The organism is Pseudomonas gingeri, from assembly GCF_013385635.1.
In the GTDB taxonomy this organism is placed as follows: Bacteria; Pseudomonadota; Gammaproteobacteria; order Pseudomonadales; family Pseudomonadaceae; genus Aquipseudomonas; species Aquipseudomonas gingeri_A.
The window spans coordinates 41,070-59,104 of the sequence record NZ_JACAPR010000025.1; the positions used below are offsets into that span (position 1 = coordinate 41,070).

Here is an 18,035-nt window from a genome sequence, read left to right on the forward strand (position 1 = left end):
GTCACGGTCCTGACGGGCCACCTATCCCTTGTAGGCGCTGGCTTGCCAGCGATGAGGCCCTTGAGTCTTGCATCATCCTTGCGCACGCCATCGCCAGCAAGCCGGCTCCCACAGGTGGGGGATTATCCCGATTCCTGGCGAGGGGTATCCCGATTTGTCCCGCTAGTCGGTACAAAATCGTCTCTTTATAGTAGTCCATCGATCAAGGATGAATGATCGACATGGACCGCCCTCTCGTCGCCCCCGATATTCTCCTGCGCTTCTACACATAAGGCTGTCGTCCATGGCGTCTTCTCCTGCTCGTACTCCCGGGTCCGGTGTTCTGTTGCTGATCATCCTCGCCTGCCAACTGATGATCGTGCTCGACGTGACGGTGCTCTACACCGCCTTGCCGCATATCCAGAAAGCCCTGGACCTGTCGTTGCCCGACCTGACCTGGGTACAGAACGCCTACACCCTGACCTTTGGCGGGATGATGCTGCTCGGCGCGCGTTCCGGCGATTTGCTCGGACGGCGGCGGGTGTTTATCGTCGCCGTCACGGTTTTCACCCTGGCCTCGCTGCTCGGCGGGCTGGCGCAGTCGGCCCATGAGTTGCTGATTGCCCGTGGCGTGCAGGGTATCGCCGCGGCATTCCTCGCGCCGTCGACCCTGGCCCTGATGATGACCCACTTCGCCGCGGGCCCCGAGCGGCTGCGGGCGATCAGCTTCTATACGGCGGTGTCCGGTGGTGGCGGCGCGGTCGGATTGGTGCTCGGTGGCGTACTGACCGACATGTTGTCCTGGCGCTGGGTGATGTTCATCAACCTGCCGGTAGGCATCGGCCTGTTTCTGCTGGCCTGGCGCTACCTGAAGGAAACCGAGCGGCATACCGGGCACTTCGATCTGTCCGGTGCGCTGACGGTCACCCTGGGCATGAGTGCCCTGGTCTACTGCTTTGTCCGCGCCGGAGCCCAGGGTTGGGACGATGCGCTGACCCTGATTGCCCTGGCCTGTGCCCTGGTGCTGTTGACGCTGTTTGTCTGGATCGAGCGCCGCGCCGAACAACCGATCATGCCCCTGCACCTGTTCGCCAGCGCCGAGCGTTCCGGCGCCTATATCGGCCGGATGCTGCTGGTGGGCGGTATGGTCGGCACCTATTTCTTCCTGATCCAGTACGTGCAGGAAGTCCTCGGCTACAGCGCGCTCAAGGCCGGTGAAGCCTTTCTCGCCCTGACCCTGACCCAGTTCGCCATGTCGATGTATGGCGTGAAGTGGCTGGCGCGCTATATCAGTGCCTCGACGATGCTGTTCTTCGGCCTGGGCACGGCGTTGTTGGGCATGCTGATGTTCACCGGGCTGGGCAGCGAAGTGGACTACTTTCCACGGCTGATGGTGCCGCTGATCATTCTCGGCATCGGTTGCGCAGCGGCCTTCGTGCCGCTGACCAGCGCCGGTATCGCCGGAGTGGAACCGCAGAATGCCGGAGCCGCGTCCGGCCTGGTCAACGTCGCCCACCAGGTTGGCGGCTCCCTTGGCACGGCGGTGATCATTGCGATTGTCGGCATGGTTGCGCGGCTGTCGCCGCAGCCCGTCGCGGCGGGGGCCGATGCCCAGGCCCGCTTGGCCTTGAGCCAGGCGTTGTCGGTGGGCGCGACCAGTTCCGCGACCTTTTTCGCGCTGGCGCTGGTGGTGCTGTTCCTCACCTCGCGCCATACCCGGCGGCGGGAACGGCTTCAAGCGGCTGACGCGGCCTCCTGAACCCGGCTGGCCACCGCGCTCAGTTGCGAGCGCAGCCAGCGCTGGGCCGGGTCTGCATCATTGTGGCTGTGCCAGATCAGTTCCAGCGACCTCGACACGCAGTGATAGGGCAACTCCTGGGTCACCAGGCCCAGGGTCCGGCTGAACACGGCGGCGAGGGGGCGTGGGACGATCGCCATCAGGTCACTGTCTTCCAGCAGCATCGGAATGGCCATGAAATGCGGGATCAGCACCTGCCGGCGCGGCTGCAACCCCAGGGTTTCCAGGGCGTTTTCGAGGGCCGCGCGGTCGTAGCCGTCGGTTTGCCGGGACAGGCCGCGCTCCAGGATATAGCTCGGTGGCGCACCATCGGCGGCGGTGCCCAGCGACATGACCACCAGCGAATAGGCCGCCATGTCCTGCAGGGTCACGCAGCGCTGTGCGGTCGGGTGGTGTTTGCCGGTCACCAGCACTTCTTCCTGCTGCCACAGGGTATGCGAACGCAAGCGTTCCGGGCGGTCCTGGAACATGCCGAGGGCGACATCGATGCGCCCCAGGTCGATCTGTTCGGCCAGGTCCAGGCGGGTCGACGGCGTGATGACCAGGTTGACGCCCGGGGCCTCGGCAGCCAGCAGGCGGTTGAACGGCGGCAGCAGCACTGTCGACGAGTAGTCGCTGGCGGCGATGACGAACGAGCGCCGCGCCGAAGCCGGGTCGAAGGCCGTTGTCGCCCGGCTCAGCACGGCGTTGATGTTCAGCAGCGCCTCGCGCACCGCACCGCTGATCTCGAAGGCGTAGTGAGTCGGCGTCATGCCCTTGCCGGTGCGCACGAAGATCTCCTTGCCGACGCTGTCGCGCAGGCGTGACAGCGCATGGCTGACCGCCGACTGGCTCAGGTGCAGGCGCTGGCTGGCGCGCAGGACACTGCGTTCCTCCATCACGGCATCGAAGACCCGCAGCAGGTTGAGGTCGAGACGGTCGAAAGCAATCATTCACGGGGCTCCGGTGGCGATGGCGAATTCTGTGCCGAGCTGGCGCCGTGGGCAATCGGTGATGCAGGTTCCGTTGCTGATGATTGTTGTGCAGATTCGGCGAACGTTGAGAAGTGAATCCTGTGCACTTCGACAGTGCAGGAATGTCCCTTCAGTCGCCCACGTCCCTATGTGACCCTATTGCCCATGCCGCACGATCGGTTTCGAGAAAAGGTGGAAAAGTGCAATGTTCGACAACGTCAGGAATCATCGAACCCTGTGTGCCGATCCGCATGTGCAATGGCAACTGGCCGGGCAACCGGGCGCCGGACTCGAGGCATCGGTTGCCGATTACCTGCTGGATCCGGGGTCATTGACCCAGCGTCTGGTCGAGATTTCCGGTGGTCGCTTCGCTATCACCCCGCTGTATGAGCGCGAAGACGTTTTGCTGGACAGCGAATGCACGGCGCTGCAATTACCCGCCGGCAGCCGTGGCTGGATTCGCGAGATCTATCTCACCGGCCAGGGCGTGCCCTGGGTTTTCGCCCGCACGGTTATCCCGGCTGCGGTGCAGCAGATGACCGGCCAGGACTTGCGGACCCTGGGCGATCAGCCGATCGGACCTCTGCTGTTCGGTGACCTCGACTTCCGGCGTGGGCCGATAGAGTTCTGCCGTTACGAGGACTCGGCCCGCAACGGTCAGTTGACGGCATCCCCGCTGTGGGCGCGACGCTCACGCTTCGAACGGGGCGACCTGGGCATTCTGGTATCGGAAGTGTTTCTGCCGACGTTCTGGGCGAAGGTGGATGAACCGGCACTCCTGGAAAAGCGCAGGGCCTGAAAGGATGGGGAACAGGGGCGTCGACAACCCACGGGTGCGGCTCAGACCCTACTGCGGGTCGCCAGCCAATACCCCGAAGCCCTGCGTGATCTGCAGCCGGTGTGACGCTGCCGAATAGTGGCCTTTGGCCTTGTTTTTCGCGGCTTTCACGGGATTGAGTGTGCACGACCTCTCATTTGCCGATCCGCCCGGCAAATAGCGCTTTTGCGCCATTGTGCAAGCAGATGTGAATCGCTAACCTCTGCGACTTCCCGACCTGTCCTCGACAGGTCCTTTCTGATTTCAGTGTTTCAGTGGTGCGCCGTGGATGGATCGGGCGCAGGGTTTCGTGATGTCTGGCAAGGAGGCATAGATGCGCCGGTTTTTCCCCATCCTGATCGCCCTCTGGGCCGCGAGTGCCTGGGCCGAGCCCTCGGCCGAGTTGCAGGAGCCGACAGGCGGCTGGCGCTATTCCGGTTTGCTCGATCGCAGCGATGCGCCGCAGGTCGCCTACCCGACGCCGCCCATCGACCGCGGTATCCAGCGCAGTCGCACGCCGATCGAGGGCAAGGTCAATCCGCCGTCCGGCCCGCGCCAACCTCATACCTTGTCGGTCAACGGCAACCCACTGAATCTCTACACCGATGACAACGGCCGCTTCGTGCGGCCCTATGCCTTCGGTGCCGGCTCCAACAGCGTCGAAGTGCGCAGCTCCGCCGGCAAATCCCTCAAGCGCGTGCAGTTCTACGAAGCCAACCGCTCGGTCACTCCGGCGCGTATCCGCGTGGTGCTCGGCTGGGACGACCCCAAGGCCGAACTGGACATGCACATCATCACCCCGGATGGCCAGCACGCCTTCTTCGGCCATCCCGGCCTGACCAATGGCGGCGGCCTCGACCCGGATGGCGTCGACGGCCCGGGCCCGGAAATGTTCACCATGACCGCGCCGCTGCACGGCACCTACCTGATTTACGTCAACTATTGGGGCAACTTCGGCGCCGAAGGCTATAACTTCGATGAAGGCAAAAACCAGAACGAAGTGATCACTTCGCAGATCAACCTGATCCTCGATGAAAACACCGTCAACGAGAAACGCGAGACGTTTATCGTGCCGATGCGCGCCATCGGCGATCTGATGCTGGTCAAGACCTTCAACTACTGAATACTTTCAATTACTGGGCATCCCGCTCCACGGATGAATGGGCTTTGTGAACATGAGCGATAACACTGCTTCCCCGGACGCCGGCACACCCGCCGCGGCCAAACCCGCCGGCTCGCGCCGCTGGCTGGGTCTCGTACTCGGGCTGTGCGTGGTGGGTGTGGTCGGTGGCGGGTTGGGCTGGTTTCTCCACCACAAGCCCAAGGCTCCGGCGCCGGAGCTGGCCCTGGAAAAGCTCGGTCTGAGCCGGCCGGACGCCCTGCTGGAAACCGCGTCCCTCAGTCAGTTGCCCAAGGACCTGCTCAGCGTGCCGTTCCTGCGCGAAACCCTGACCGAGGATTTCGTCTTCTACTACGAAACCCATGGCGACCGCCTGGGGTTGATCGGCAGCCTGCGCCGGATCATCTACGAGCATGACCTGAAACTGCAGGACACGCTGATCGAGCAACTGTTCGACCAGCCGGCGGACGTGGCGCTGTGGCGCGGCAAGGACGGCCGACTCAAGGACTTCCTGCTGGTGCTGGATCGCGGTGGCCTGGCCAAGGTGCTGGAGCCGCTGGCCCAGGTCGCGCTGGACGATACCCAACTGAGCAAGGTCGGCGAACTGAAGGTGGCCGGCGACAATGTCTCGCTGTACCGCCTGGCCTACAACGCCAGCAAATCGCTGCTGTTCGCCTCCCGTGGCGACAAGATGGTGGTGCTGTCCAACCCGGACAAACTCTACGACCACACCGACGATGCGGTGGCCGAGCAGGGTGAAGTCTCGCTCCAGGCCATGGCCGCGCTGCTCAATGGCGACAAGTTGTTCCCCGAGGCCTTTGGTCTCAAGCCACGGGAAGCCACGGTGAAACAGCGCATCTCGGTCGGTGCCAGTGTCCTCGCCATGGGCTACCAGCGCTTTATCCCGAACTTCGTCGGCCTGCGCCTGGACATGGACGACAAGGGCTGGCACAGCTTCCTGGCCATGGACGAGCTGGACAACCAGCCGGATTTCGACTTCAAGCCGATCTGGCAAGCCATGCCGGTGGGCGCCAGCGCCTGTGTCGCCTTGCCGGTGGCGGCCGAGCAACAGAAGCCGTTGCTGGTCAAGCTCGGTGCCGACGAGGCCACCGCGCAGAAGCTTACCGAACACATGAACGGTGCCGCCGGCCTGTGCTGGTACGCCGACTCGCGTCTCTACACGCCGTTGCTGGTGGCGAGCCTCGACAACAAGGCCGGGGACGCTCTCGACGCTGACCTGGGCAAGCTGTTCGGCTCCATGGTCGGTTCCAACGAAAGCAATGTCGAAGGCGGCCTGTTCCCCATCGACGAGCAGAAGAAAGACAGCGTCCACCAATGGAAGCGCCAGGTCAGCTCGACCTTCGGCCAGTACGCGGCCAAGGAAGCGCCGCAACCGGATGCGATCACCGGCAAGGGCTTCTTCCGCGTCAGCCTGGCCCGCCATGGTTCGACGCTGCTGTTCTCCCTGGACGACAAACTGGTGGACAAGGCCCTCGGCACCCTCGACAAGCACTTCCCGCCGTTGGCCGATGTGCTGCCCAAGGATGTGCTGATGCCGATCTACTTCGGCCCGGACTCCCTGGCGCAACTGATGAAGCAGGAAACCCTCGACAGCCTGCCCCAGGACATGGAACCGGTATTCCGCAACGCCGCGCAGACCCACCTGCTGCCCAAGCTGCAGAAGCTCGCCGGCTACGGCAAGTACGCCCTGACGCTGCCCGAAGGCAGTGAGCCGGACGGCCACTGGCAGTGGTTGCCGTTGCAATGGCGGGCAATGTGACGCCTATGCTCGGAATTGGCACAGCGCTATCGGGATGGCAACGCAGCACTACTGTGGCGAGTGGGCTTGCCCACGCTCGACTGCGCAGCAGTCGCAAAACCGGCCAACTCATTGCGCCAGACAAACCTCGCTTGCAGGTTTCAGGGCGGCTTCGCAGCCCAGCGTGGGCAAGCCCACTCGCCACAATGGGTGGGCGTGCTCGCAAATATCTGGGGGTGCTGGCGTTGCTGTTCAGCGCGCCTGCGTTCGCCCTTGAAACATCGTCCCTGAACGTCGAGCAGTCCCAGGTGTTCCGCGCCTGGTTCGTGCGCATCGCCCAGGAGCAACTGACCCAGGGCCCGAGCCCGCGCTGGTACCAGCAGGACTGCGCGGGTCTGGTGCGCTTCGCCGCCAATGAAGCGCTGAAAGTCCACGACGACAAGTGGCTGCGGGCCAATGGCCTGTCCAACCGCTACCTGCCGCCGGAGTTGGCGCTGGATGCAGGACAACGCAGCCTCGCCCAGCAATGGCAGCAGGGCGGCGGCAAGGTCGGGCCCTACGTCAATGCGATCAAGCTGATCCAGTTCAACAGCCAGTTGGTCAGCCGCGACCTCAACCAGGCGCGGCCCGGCGACCTGTTGTTCTTCGACCAGGGCGACGACCAGCACCTGATGATCTGGATGGGCCGCAACATCGCCTATCACACCGGCACCACCACCCCTACCGACAACGGCATGCGCTCCGCCAGCGTGCAGCAACTCATGACATGGAAGGACACCCGATGGATACCCGATGCAACGAACCCCAACTTCATCGGCGTCTATCGGCTGAACTTCCTCTCTCGATGAACGGGTCTCGAATGATGCGTCTGTTATCCCGAATGGTTTTTGCCCTGGCCGTGCTGCTGCCGGTGGCCGCCGGTGCCGCCGACGACTCGGTGCCGCCGAGCAATTACACGCCGGTTGCCGGGGAGAGTTTCTTCCTGCTGGCCGACACCAGCTTTGCCAGCGACGAACAGGCGATGGTCCGCCTGGAAGCGCCGGGTCGCGACTACCGGCGCTTCCGCATGGAGCCCTATGGCGGCGCGGACATCCGTGTGTACCGCATCGACCAGCCGCTGGAATTCCTCAAGCGCCAGAAGAACCTGCACCGAGTGGTCAGCGACGCCCAGTTCAAGGGCGAAGGACTGTCCAACACCCTGGCCTACCTGTGGGACAACTGGTACGCCAAGTCCCGCCGGGTGATGCAGCGTGCGTTCTCCTACGAGTCGCGCAAGCAGGTTACCGAGGAAGTGCCGGAACTGAAGATGGGCGACACCCTTGGCGCACCGACGCCTTACGACGCGCATCCGCAATACGCGCCGCTGCCGGGCCTGCCGCTGGTCAGCCAGTTCCGCTACCCGCTGTGGGAAGCCAAGCCGATCCAGCCGCCGAAGGGCGTCGACCTGGCGGGTTCGTCGAGCCAGTTCATCAGCGTTTCGCCGGGCAACGTCTATGTGCCGCTGGGCAAGCTGAAACCAGGCCTGTACCTGGTGGAAGCGCTGATCGGCAAATACCGCGCGACCACCGTGGTGTTCGTCTCCAACACCGTCGCGGTGAGCAAGATCACCGGCGACGAACTGCTGGTCTGGGCCGCGCGCAAGCATGAAGGCAGCTCGGTGCCCAAGGTCAAGGTGCTGTGGACCGACGGCCTCGGCGTGATGAGCAGCGGCGAGACCGATGCCGATGGCCTGCTGCGGCTCAAGCACGTCAGCCCGGAACGCTCGTTCATGATCGGTGAAGACGAGGAGGGCGGGGTCTTCGTCTCCGAAAACTTCTACTACGACAGCGAAATCTACGACACCAAGCTCTACGCCTTCACCGACCGGCCGCTGTACCGGCCGGGTGATTGGGTGTCGCTGAAGATCGTCGGCCGCGAATTCAAGAACGCCCGTGACTCGGTCAACCCGACCACCGCACCGGTGCGTGTCACCGTGCTCGATGCCACCGGCACCGCCTTGCAGTCTCTGGACCTGAACCTGGACGCCAAGTCCGGTACCCAGGGCCGCTTCCAACTGCCGGACAATGCCGTGGCCGGCGGCTACGAGCTGCGCTTCAGCTACCGCGACCAGACCTACAGCAGCGCCTTCCGCGTTGCCGAATACATCAAGCCGCACTTCGAAGTCTCCATGGACCTGGCCAAGCAAGACTTCCGTACCGGCGAGGCGATCAAGGGCAAGTTGCTGCTGCTCTATCCGGACGGCAAGCCGGTGGCCGACGCCCGCGTACAACTGAGCCTGCGGGCCCAGCAACTGTCCATGGTCGACAACGAGCTGCAATACCTCGGGCAATTCCCGGTGGAACTGACCAGCGCCGAACTGACCACCGATGACAAGGGCGTTGCCGTCCTCGACCTGCCGGCGGCGGAGAAACCGAGCCGCTACATGCTCACGGTATTCGCCAGTGATGGCGCCGCGTATCGGGTCAAGACCACCAAGGAAATCCTCATCGAGCGCGGCGCGGCGCGTTATCGCCTGTCGGCGCCGCAGCGCTTCAGCGCCACCGGCGAGAAGGTCCAGTTCGGCTATGCCAGCGAAGCCAGCGCCGAGGCGGCCGCGCGCCAACCGGCGAGTTACAGCTGGGTGCGCCTGGAAGACCAGTCCACCGGCGGCGGCAAGCTCGCGGCGGTGGATAAGGGCTTCAGCGTCACCTTCGATCGTCCGGGCACCTACAACCTGTCGATCAAGGACGACCACGAGCGCATCCTCGGTGCCACCGGCCACTCGGTGACCGGCGATGGCGTCAAGGCCGTACCGGGCACCGTCGAAATCCTCCTCGACAAACCCGAGTATCAGGCCGGTGACGAAGCCCTGGCGTTGATCACCTTCCCGGAACCGGTCAGCGATGCACTGCTGTCCCTGGAGCGGGACAAGGTCGAGGCCACCGCGTTGCTGTCCAAGGGCGCCGACTGGTTGCGCCTGGAAAAGCTCAGCGACACCCAATACCGCGTGCGCATCCCGGTGAAGGACAACTTCGCCCCCAACCTGACCTTCTCCGTGCTCTACACCAAGGGCGGCGAATACAGCTTCCAGAACGCCGGGATCAAGGTCGCCGCGCCGCAGATCGACATCGCCGTCGCCACCGACAAGGACAGCTACCAGCCGGGCGACACCGTCTCCGTGGACCTGACCACGCAGTTCGCCGGCAAGCCGATTCCGGCGCACCTGACCGTCAGCGTGGTGGATGAAATGATCTACGCGCTGCAACCGGAAGTGGCGCCGAGCATCGACCAGTTCTTCTATCATCCGCGGCGCAACAACGTACGCACCAGCGCCAGCCTGTCGTTCATCAGCTACGACGTCGCCCTGCCGGGCAGCCCCGGCGCACCGGGCAAGGCCAATCGCAGCGAGCGCGGCGTGAAAGTGCTGGAGCGGCCACGGCGTGAAGACGTCGACACCGCCGCCTGGCAGCCGGAGCTGGTCACCGATGCCAACGGCAAGGTGCGTTTCACCTTCCGCATGCCCGATTCCCTGACCCGCTGGCGCATCACCGTGCGCGCCATGGCCGATGCCGGGCAGGTCGGGCAGAAGAACCAGTTCATCCGCTCCGACAAGCCGCTGTACCTGAAATGGAGCGGACCGACCCACTTGCGCAACGGCGACAAACCGACCTTCGGCGTGTTCGCCTTCAGCCAGGCCGACAAGCCGGTCAAGGCCGAACTGCTGATCCGCCTGGCCGGCCAGGAACAGCGCCTGCCGCTGTCGCTGAACAAAGGCATCAACTACATTCCGTTGCCGAGCAGTGCCTTGAGCAGCGGCGAGTGGAGCGCCGAGCTGCAGCAGGATGGCAAGACCCAGGATGCCCTGGAGGTGCGCCTCACGGCCGTCGGTGACGGTTGGCAGATCACCCAGAGCCAGAGCCTCGGCGTGGCGGCGGGCGATACGCCATTGAGCCTGCCGGCGGACACCAGCGATATCCGCCTGCGCCTGGACGACAGCCCGCAAGCGCTGTTCCGCGCCAGCCTCGACGACCTGCTCAGCTACCCTTACGGCGGCGTCGAACAGACCGCCAGCCAGTTGTTGCCGTTGAGCATCGCCTACCCGGCGCTCTCGGCCAATGCCCAGGTCCGCGACCGTCTGCGTCTGATCATGCAGAACAGCCGCCTGCGCCTGGTGCAGATGGCCGGCCCGGATGCGTGGTTCACCTGGTGGGGCGAAGACGTCACGCCGGATGCCTTCCTGACCGCCTATGCCTATTACGCCGACTGGAACGCCAGCAAGGCCCTGGGTATCAGCCTGCCGCCGGAACACTGGCAGCGGGTGCTGGACGTCTACGCCAAACAGGCCGCCGCCACACCGCTGTTGCAGCGGGCCCTGGTGGTGGCATTCGCCAAGGAAATGCAACTGCCGGTGAACACTCTGTTGAGCGGCCTGGTGGACGAACTGGCGAAAGCCGGGGAAGGCGACAACACCAACCTGCTGGACGATGGCGAAGACAGCCTGGTCATGAGCGCACCGGATTCGGCCCTCGGCCTGGCCAGCGCGCGGGTGCTGACAGCTGCCTTAGCCCGTCAGAACAAAGTGGCCTTGCCGGACGCCTTCACCAAGCAACTGGCTACCGCCGAGCAGCGCCTGGGTGCCAGCTCGCAACCGTTCGCCACGGCCTTGAGCCTGTCGCTCAAACCGTTCAATGCCGACCAGGCCCAGGACCTGTTGCAGCGTCTGTTGCCGCAGCAATCGACCCTGGAGCGTGCGCTGGCCCTGACCTGGCTGCAACGCAGCGTCGAACAGGCGCCGAAGACCGTGGCCCTCGCCCCGGGCGAAGGCTGGCAGCCGCGCCAGGGCGCGACCGGCGAAAACTACTGGCAGTGGCAGGGCGCGGGCGTGCCGTCCGTGCTCTCGCTGAGCGGTGCCCAGGAGCGTCCCGTGCGGGCGAACCTGAGCTACCTCAGCCAGGCCAAGGTCCCGGACGACCTGCCGGTGACCCTCAAGCGCCGCTTGCTGCAACTGGTGCCGGGCGATGATGCCTACAGCTTCAGCCTGAAGGCGGTGGGCAAGGAACCGCTGTCCAGCGACAACCTCTACCTGGACGAAGTCATCCTCACCAGCAAAGGCCCGAAACCGCTGCGCTACGGCATGCTCGAAGTGCCGCTGCCGCCGGGTGCCGACGTCGAGCGCACCACCTGGGGCGTGAACATCGTCGGCGCGCCGGGCACCGATTCGGCGCCGCTGGAGAAGGCCCGCTTCGAAGCCGGGCAACTGGCCTATGCCGTACCGGTGAACAGCCTGAGTGGCGAAGTGCGGGTCCGTCACCTGATCCGCTTCTCGCAGAAAGGTCAGTTCAACCTGCCGCCGGCACGTTTCAGCCAGATCTATGCGCCGGAGCATCAGGCCCAGGAGCAGAAATCGAGCCTTGGACAGATCACGGTCGAATGACATGACCCGTCGCCTGGCCTGGCTGTTGTTGTGTGTCCTTCCTCTGCTGGCGACGGCGGAGGAGGAGCCCGTGCGCCTGGCCTGGAAAGGCGCCGATGGCTACGAACTGGTGCAGTTGAACCGTACCCAGGTGCTCGCTCGCGAGCCTTTACCGGCGAGCCTGCAAGCACCGTTGGGCAGCCTGTGGAAGTTGTTCGTCTACGCCTGGCTGGTGGATACCGACCAGCAGGAGCCGGCCTACGATTGCCACGGCCAGGACCGCGACGAAGTCTATTGCTGCACGCCGGGTGGCAGCATCGCCCGGGATCCGGCGCTGGTGAAATCCTGCGGACTGTATTTCGAGCCCGAGCGGCTGCAGATCGACGCCGCCCGCTGGCGGGACTACTGGCAGGCACGACACGCTCCGGCGTGGCTGCTCGATCTCGACCAGCTCAAGCCACAGACCCGTGTGTCGATTGCCGAGCTGCTGGAAACCCTGCGCACCTTGCCGGCCCAGGAGCAGGCCCGAAAACTCTTGCTCGATGTGGTGCTCGGCGCCGCGGACGGCCAGGCGGTCGGCGTGCTGGGCGCACGCCTGCGGGTCAAGACCTGGAGCTGGCTGGGTGACAACGATCCGCAATCGCGCCAGGGCGGCTTTGCCGGCTGGCTGGAAGATGGCACGCCGCTGTGGGTCGGTGGGCGCGGCACCAGCCAGATGGTCCTGCGGCACTACTCGGACGTCCTCGGCAGCTTCCTGCCCGCGCCCTCTGCGGCGTATGCCGGGCGTTGCGTGCAGGTCGAACTGTTTTCGCGCTACCCGCTGAAAGGCGTCAGCCGCGCGGACGGCCAGGCGGCCTCCAACGGTGCGCTGCAAGGCCGCTACCGGGTCGACTTCGCCAATGGCAACCAGCTGGATATCGAAAGCGCCGGCGAACTGTTCCTGCTGCAGAACGCCGGCCAGCCGCAACTGGTCGCCCGTCTGGATCGCGAAGAGTACGTCGCCCGGGTCCTGCAGCGGGAAGCCAAGAGCGAACCGGTGGAAGCCGCCAAGGCCCTGGCCGTCGCCATCCGCACCTACCTGCTGCAGAACGCCGCGCGCAACGGCGATTGCCTGAGCATCGACGACAGCAGCAGTCGCCAGCGCGTCGCCCCGCGCCCGGCCACCGCCGATGCCCGCACGATTGCCGCCTGGACCAGCGACCTGGTACTGGCCGGCAGTCCCGTGACCTACCACAGCGACCAGCCCGGCCCGGACAAACTGTCCTGGCAACAGGCCGTTGAACAGGCCAATGCCGGTGCGCGCTACGACCTGATCCTGCAGCGTGCCTACCCGCGCGCGAGCCTCAGCCGCTGGGACAACCCGGTCGCTTCCTGCGAGCCGCTGCCCGCCGCCCGTGACTGGCTGCTCAAGCAGCGCCGTGGCTGGCGCCCGCGCCTGGACCAGGAAGTCGGCTATAACGAACTCAGCCAGTTCGCCGTCTGCCGGTTGTCGTTTGGCCGGCCATATGTCGACCGCGAACGCCAGCGCATCTACGTGCGCGGCGTGCTGACCCAGCAAGACCGGCTCGACCTGACCCATGAATACCTGCACCTGGCGTTCGAGGCCCATCCGAACGGCCAGGACGAAGACTATATCGAAGGGCTTGCCCGCCACCTGTTACTGGAATAGGCCATGACATTGCGTATCCACACCGTTGCCCTGTTCCTCAGCGCGCTGGCCGTGCTGACCCCGGCCCAGGCCGACAACGCCATCCGCCTCGACACCCCGATCGGCGGCTGGCGCGTCGGCTCGGCGGACGAAGAACGCTACAGCCAGACGGTCAACTACCCGGCCTCCTCGGTCAACACCCCGCAAGGCCAGGCCAGCACGGCGCGCATCCTCGGCCAGATCAAGGGCGCGCCGAAGGACGCCAAGGCACCGGGCAACCTGATCATCAACGGCATCAGCATGCCGCTGAAGCTCGACGAAGCCGGCAACTTCGATCGCCCGTACTCATTCCCGGGCGGCACCAACAGCGTCGAAGTGCGCAGCCCCGATGGCCAACAGCGCAAGCGCGTGCAGTTCCTCAATTCCGGCGGCGGGACCAAGGCCAAGCTGCGCATCCTGCTGTCCTGGGACAGCGACGGCACCGACCTCGACCTGCACGTGGTCACACCGGACGGCGCGCACATCTGGTACGGCGACCGCTCGGCGCCCAACGGTGGCTCGCTGGACGTCGACGTCACCACCGGCTACGGCCCGGAAATCTTCTCCATGCCCGCACCGATCAAGGGCCAGTACCTGGTGTATGTGAACTACTACGGCGGCGGCTACCGCAGCGATGACGACGAAGACGGCGGCCAGGAAAACGCCGTCCAGGCCCTGACCACGGCGAAAATCACGCTGATCACGGAAGAAGGGACGGTCAACGAGAAGATGGAATCGTTCATCGTGCCGATGCGGGCACCGGGGGAGCTGACGTTGGTGAGGCGGTTTAGTTACCCATAGGTGTGGGGAAACTTTGTACGTCCTGACGAGCGTAAGAGGCGTTCTGCCCTCTCTGGTTTATACTGAGAGCCGGTGATCATTGTTTGTTTGATTAATTTTATATTAAACAAATGGTTAGCTGATTTTTATGGCTAGGTGATGCCTCGGGAGCGAGCCATGCTTATCGAAGAACGTCTGAAAAGATCCATCGCCCTGCGAAAGGACGAGGTTTTTTTGCGCTCCGAGTTTTGCGACTTCGGCAGCCCGGCGCAGCTATCTCGTGCCCTGCGTCATCTGATCGCCAACGGCGTATTGGTCAAACTGGGTGTGGGCGTCTTCGCAAAGGCAAAACCCAGTGTTCTGACGGGTAAGCCGATCCCGATTCGTCCGCTTGAGGTGCTGGCACCGCTGGTTTTACAGAAACTCGGTGTGAAGACCCAAGTCGGGCGTGCTGCGCGTGAATACAACGCGGGCGACACTTTGCAGCTTCCAGCGGGCATCGTATTGGACACGGGTTCTCGCCGTATCAACCGCAAGCTTGGTTTTGGTGGGCGTTACGTGACTTATGAAAATCATTACGCCTGAGCAGGCCGAGTTGATTGATGCGGTGCTGGCTGAGGTTGATGTTGGTTTGCTGACAGCCAGCATCCTCGAAAAAGACATCCATGTGACCGACGCTTTGCAAGCCTTGATGATTTGAAGAGGGGCCCGCCTCGGCGCTGGAAGACTCTGAGTCGATTGCTACTCTTATGGCACACGCTTTCGAAAGTGGATATGCGGCTTATATCGCACTGGCACTGGAGGTCGTTGCCCGTACCAAAAGCATGGCCCATCCGGCCCGCGAATCCGGACGGCCATGTGAGCGGCGGCACCGATGATCTGAGTCTTTACGCAGGTCGCCCATCGGTTCCGAGTCGTTGGGGGCGTGATGGGCGACTGCGGGAGTCATCCAGTAAGTCATCGTTTGCTCGGTGCGTTCAACTCGACGACCTTCGAACGTTCTGGTGCTGCGTCGCAATCAAGTGGTGCTGCAATCGCCTTAAAAATCCCGCCTCGAAAGCATTACGCCGATCCCCCTCCGGGTGGCTGATACGTGCCTGTGTCAGTTGCCACCACAATGGCTGGGTGTTTTGCCGCTCCAGCCAGCGTTCCGCACAACGAGCGCCACTGGCGATTTCCTGAGCGAACTGATCGTCCCAAGGGGGAGGTGGTGCGGAAGGAGGATCGGTTGAGGCATTGATGCTGACCACTGCGTGTGACTCGGATAACGGCGGAGGATGCCTCCGCCGCAAGGCCAGATCGTAAAGAGCGAGGGCATCCTCGATCAGTTTGTCAGCCAGGTCCTTTTGTTGTTGATCCTTGAAGGCAAGCGTGCGGGCACCGTCCAGGCAGAGCCGGGCGGCATGACGTAGTCGATCGACCGCTTCGTCGTGGCTCAGGGAGGTGAGTCTTATCAGGGTAGAGATGGGCAATCGGGAGAGTAACGAGCGATCAACCATGGAAATGTTCTCCGTGGTCAAGCCGTGTTGGTGGCAGACAGAGTCGGCGGTGCCCGTGCGTAAAAGGAGGGTAGGCCATTTTCCTTATAGTCCCTGGTTGGATTAAGGAACCGCCATCCGCCGTTCTGACACGGTTAGGGTGGCGGACCGCACGAGGGTCAGAAACCGGCAACCAAGGGAACCGGCCAGGCCGAAGCCTGCCTCGCGCGGTCCACCATAGACGCAGCAGCCAGACGCAAAAAAACGCCGACTACGGGGAGCTATGGCGCTGGCCGCGCCCTGGTTGAGCGAGTTCTGACACTCGGTCACGGGAGTGCCCGTGACTCAACCAGACTAATCGAAGGGGGTAGAGCTGTTTAAGTTCCGGTTGGACTTAAATTTCGTGCGAAGTATCCGATAGGCGAGGGGAAATGTCTTTCTGCTCATGTGGTATTCGTCAGTGACAACGAGCATCTGCTCCTCTCATGGGGGGCAAATTGACTCGTCGCAATTAGCGTATTGGGTGGTAGATTGTATACAATTATGGTGCTTGCGTGATGATCAAAGCTTTCACTGCAAGGCATATTTGGCTGGTCTCAGTGAGGACGGGAAGGTCCTCTGGCCGCCGCAAAAAGTCTAGACTTGACAGCTTGTTGTGCCTAGTATTCGCACCATATTTCTTCTCCCGTTACTCATCACAATTTTGGGTTTAGGAAGCACACATATTCGTTAGGGACTCTCTCATGGCCAAGCGCTCTAAAAAGCCGATTGCTCTAGATTTATTCTGTGGTTCTGGAGCAGTGTCCTTGGGACTCAAGCAAGCTGGCTTTGATGTTGTTGGGGCCGTTGATTTCGATGCGGGTGCTTGCCGCACCTATCGAGCGAACCACCGCTCTGTGCGCTTGCTGGAAAAAGATATCCGAGAGGTCGACCCTAACGATTTCACGGATCTCATTCCTGACAAACTCGATTTGCTGGTTGTATGTGCACCATGCCAACCATTCAGTAGTCAGAACCGACACAAAAGCAAAGATGACGCCCGTAACAATTTGGTCGAAGAGTCAAAAAAATTTATCGAGCGTTTCAACCCTTCACTTGTATTCCTTGAGAATGTTCCAGGGTTGGCATCCACAGACATATTTGATGGCTTCACCAGATGGTTGAGAGATGTCGCGAACTATGATGTCGCTGAGCCAATGCGTGTAGATGCGGCTGAACTGGGCGTTCCACAGCGTCGCACTCGCATGATTTTGGTTGCCGCCAAAGGCGTTTCTCTTGCTGAGGCGACGAACATAGCTCGCACTAGTAAACGAACGGTTGGTCAAACCATTGGTGACCTACCTATCCCTCCTGTGGGCAGGGAAGCAGCGGGCGTGGATGCACTGCATTACGCACGTAAACATTCACCCTTGAATATTGAGCGCTTACAAAATATTCCTGTGGATGGTGGTGGACGAGAGTCATTACCCCCGCACCTCCAGCTTGCTTGCCACCGTAATGCGAAGAAGAGCTCATTTTCGGATACTTACGGTCGGATGAAGTGGGCAGATGTTGCTCCGACTCTTACTACCGGTTGTACTGATATAACCCGGGGCCGCTTCGCTCATCCGACTCAAGATAGAGCTATCACGCTGCGTGAGGCTGCTAGACTTCAATCTTTCCCTGATGAGTATATTTTTTGGGGTAATGCCAGCCAGGTAGCGACCCAGATCGGCAACGCTGTACCGCCAGAAATGATGCGTACTATTGCCCAAAGCCTGAGAGCCGCACTCAGCCGGACGATGCCAGAGGTTATTTGATCAGCAAAGAGCTACCTCGCCCGGCACCATCCTCTTTGATGGTGTCTGTTTTGATGAGGCGTGTTCGCAGCAAAAATACGGCCCCCGAGTTAGCTGTTCGTAAAATCCTCTTCTCTCTTGGACTCCGCTACCGAATCCACTACAGACCTAGAGTAGTTGCTATCGGTCGAGCCAATATCGACATAGCTTTCCCAGGCGTAAAACTTGCCGTATTTATCGACGGTTGTTTTTGGCATAGTTGCCCTGATCACGGTACGATCCCGAAAGCTAATGGGGAATGGTGGGCGGAGAAGCTCTGCAACAACCAAACCAGGGACCGTAGGGTCACAGCTGTACTCCGTGATGAGGGATGGGAGGTGCTCCGTTTTTGGACACACGAAACACCGGAATGCATAGCCGCCTCTGTAACGCAGGCGCTAGATCTGCTAAAAAAACAAAACAAACCAGCTACTCCTTAGAGACCTAGGAGTCTT

At 62.6% G+C, this 18,035-nt stretch carries 14 protein-coding genes and 1 pseudogene; 13 read left to right on the plus strand and 2 right to left on the minus strand.

The window, feature by feature from the left end:
• Positions 1 to 283: 283 nt before the first annotated feature.
• On the plus strand, positions 284 to 1,738 hold the full coding sequence (locus tag HX851_RS26990) for an MFS transporter (protein WP_177066123.1): 1,455 nt from the start codon (positions 284 to 286) through the stop codon (positions 1,736 to 1,738).
• On the opposite strand, the gene HX851_RS26995 is transcribed toward HX851_RS26990, so the two are convergent.
• Complete coding sequence (locus HX851_RS26995) at positions 1,714 to 2,709, minus strand: LysR family transcriptional regulator (protein ID WP_177058208.1); 996 nt, start codon at positions 2,707 to 2,709, stop codon at positions 1,714 to 1,716. The two genes, HX851_RS26990 and HX851_RS26995, sit on opposite strands and share 25 nt — an antisense overlap.
• 226 nt (positions 2,710 to 2,935) lie before the next feature.
• On the opposite strand from HX851_RS26995, the gene HX851_RS27000 reads away from it, so the two are divergent.
• The 10 genes and pseudogenes from HX851_RS27000 (at position 2,936) to HX851_RS27040 (ending at position 14,985) form a co-directional block, all read left to right on the plus strand.
• Positions 2,936 to 3,529, plus strand: coding sequence for a chorismate--pyruvate lyase family protein (locus HX851_RS27000; protein ID WP_177066122.1), 594 nt, complete (start codon positions 2,936 to 2,938; stop codon positions 3,527 to 3,529).
• Positions 3,530 to 3,634 (plus strand): annotated as a pseudogene (locus HX851_RS45190) (helix-turn-helix domain-containing protein); the annotation flags it as partial.
• Between the two features lie 247 nt (positions 3,635 to 3,881).
• Positions 3,882 to 4,670: a YfaP family protein gene (locus tag HX851_RS27005; protein WP_177058210.1), complete on the plus strand. Its 789-nt coding sequence runs from the start codon at positions 3,882 to 3,884 to the stop codon at positions 4,668 to 4,670.
• Positions 4,671 to 4,722: 52 nt separating this feature from the next.
• Positions 4,723 to 6,447: a DUF2138 domain-containing protein gene (locus tag HX851_RS27010; protein WP_177066121.1), complete on the plus strand. Its 1,725-nt coding sequence runs from the start codon at positions 4,723 to 4,725 to the stop codon at positions 6,445 to 6,447.
• Positions 6,448 to 6,632: 185 nt separating this feature from the next.
• Positions 6,633 to 7,274, plus strand: coding sequence for a DUF1175 domain-containing protein (locus tag HX851_RS27015; RefSeq protein WP_177066120.1), 642 nt, complete (start codon positions 6,633 to 6,635; stop codon positions 7,272 to 7,274).
• A complete protein-coding gene (locus HX851_RS27020; protein ID WP_177066119.1) occupies positions 7,271 to 11,839 on the plus strand; it encodes an alpha-2-macroglobulin family protein in 4,569 nt (1,522 codons plus the stop codon). Before HX851_RS27015 ends, HX851_RS27020 begins: the two co-directional genes overlap by 4 nt.
• Position 11,840: 1 nt before the next feature.
• A complete protein-coding gene (locus HX851_RS27025; RefSeq protein ID WP_177066118.1) occupies positions 11,841 to 13,487 on the plus strand; it encodes a DUF2300 domain-containing protein in 1,647 nt (548 codons plus the stop codon).
• Between the two features lie 3 nt (positions 13,488 to 13,490).
• Complete coding sequence (locus tag HX851_RS27030) at positions 13,491 to 14,306, plus strand: YfaP family protein (RefSeq protein WP_177066117.1); 816 nt, start codon at positions 13,491 to 13,493, stop codon at positions 14,304 to 14,306.
• Positions 14,307 to 14,462: 156 nt separating this feature from the next.
• Positions 14,463 to 14,870 carry an S-adenosylhomocysteine hydrolase gene (locus HX851_RS27035; RefSeq protein ID WP_177058216.1) on the plus strand — a complete coding sequence of 136 codons (408 nt, stop codon included), beginning with the start codon at positions 14,463 to 14,465 and terminating at the stop codon, positions 14,868 to 14,870.
• Positions 14,851 to 14,985: a hypothetical protein gene (locus HX851_RS27040; RefSeq protein WP_256262824.1), complete on the plus strand. Its 135-nt coding sequence runs from the start codon at positions 14,851 to 14,853 to the stop codon at positions 14,983 to 14,985. The genes HX851_RS27035 and HX851_RS27040 overlap by 20 nt, the downstream gene beginning before the upstream one ends.
• A 277-nt stretch (positions 14,986 to 15,262) precedes the next feature.
• On the opposite strand, the gene HX851_RS27045 is transcribed toward HX851_RS27040, so the two are convergent.
• Positions 15,263 to 15,784, minus strand: a complete 522-nt coding sequence (locus tag HX851_RS27045; protein ID WP_177066116.1) for a LasR-specific antiactivator QslA — start codon at positions 15,782 to 15,784, stop codon at positions 15,263 to 15,265.
• Positions 15,785 to 16,506: 722 nt separating this feature from the next.
• Here HX851_RS27045 and HX851_RS27050 point away from each other — a divergent pair.
• Positions 16,507 to 17,562 (plus strand): DNA cytosine methyltransferase, encoded by a 1,056-nt coding sequence (locus tag HX851_RS27050; RefSeq protein ID WP_177066115.1) that lies wholly within the window; start codon positions 16,507 to 16,509, stop codon positions 17,560 to 17,562.
• A 53-nt stretch (positions 17,563 to 17,615) separates the two neighbouring features.
• Entirely contained in the window at positions 17,616 to 18,020 is a 405-nt protein-coding gene (locus tag HX851_RS27055; RefSeq protein WP_177066141.1) for a very short patch repair endonuclease, read from the plus strand.
• Positions 18,021 to 18,035 lie beyond the last annotated feature (15 nt).